At 61.5% G+C, this 610-nt stretch carries 1 protein-coding gene; it reads left to right on the top strand.

The features are described from left to right. Positions 1–610 (top strand): aspartate/glutamate racemase family protein (locus ACLD9W_RS12435; RefSeq protein ID WP_410842295.1); only part of this gene is annotated, 610 nt, incomplete at both ends.

Genomic DNA, 610 nt, shown 5'->3' with positions numbered 1-610 from the left:
TCAACCGCGAAACCAACCGCAGGCTCGGCGGCAACCGCAGCGCGGACATCGTGATGCACAGCGTCGATTTTGAAGAAATCGTCCGCCTGCAAAAAAGCGGCGACTGGGCAGCGGCAGGCCGTGTGCTGGCGGCAAGCGCGGCCAAACTCGAAACCGCAGGCGCAGATCTGCTGCTCTTGGCCACCAACACCATGCACAAAGTCGCTCCCGCCATCGAAGCTGCTGTCAAGATTCCGCTGCTGCACATCGTCGATGCCACCGCCGCCGCAGTCAAACGGCAAGGCTTAGACACCGTCGGCCTGCTCGGCACCCGCTTTACCATGAGCGACGGCTTCTACACCGAACGCATGGCCGCGCAGGGCGTGCAAACCCTGGTGCCGGACGGCGCGGAACAAGACGAAATCCACCGCATTATTTTTGAAGAACTGTGCCTGAACCAAATCAAAAGCGAATCGGCGGCGTATTTCCGCAACGCGATAGGCCGTCTGAAAGACGCGGGCGCACAGGGCGTGATACTCGGCTGCACCGAAATCTGCCTGATCGTAAACGAAGAAACCAGCCCGCTGCCCGTGTTCGACAGCACCGCCATCCACGCGCTCGCGGCCGTGGA

The sequence above is a fragment of the Neisseria sp. WLZKY-1 genome, assembly GCF_046546535.1.
Taxonomy (GTDB): domain Bacteria; phylum Pseudomonadota; class Gammaproteobacteria; order Burkholderiales; family Neisseriaceae; genus Neisseria.
This window is presented reverse-complemented; position numbering and strand designations above follow the sequence as displayed.